The organism is Paenibacillus sp. 32352, from assembly GCF_002042965.1.
Taxonomy (GTDB): domain Bacteria; phylum Bacillota; class Bacilli; order Paenibacillales; family NBRC-103111; genus Paenibacillus_S; species Paenibacillus_S vulneris.
The window spans coordinates 1-315 of sequence record NZ_MZNT01000062.1; the positions used below are offsets into that span (position 1 = coordinate 1).

General features: G+C 45.7%; 1 rRNA gene. It reads right to left on the reverse strand.

Annotated features, from left to right (window positions below):
• Positions 1 to 225: 225 nt before the first annotated feature.
• Positions 226 to 315 (reverse strand): 16S ribosomal RNA (locus tag B1728_RS35585); the annotation flags it as partial.

Genomic DNA, 315 nt, shown 5'->3' on the forward strand with positions numbered 1-315 from the left:
TCGGCTCCTAGCGCCTAGGCATCCTCCGTGTGCTCTTATTAGCTTAACCATGCTAATACACGTTGTATTGCTCTACGCATTTGTATTTCAGTATCTAGTTTTCAAGGAACAATCGTATTGAAACTGAGAGAATTTTGTCCTCTCAAAACTGAGCAACGAGTGAATGTTGTTTGCAGTATATACTGCATAATGTCCGTTACCCTACAGGTAACATAGACTCCATAGAAAGGAGGTGATCCAGCCGCACCTTCCGATACGGCTACCTTGTTACGACTTCACCCCAATCATCTACCCCACCTTCGGCGGCTGGCTCCT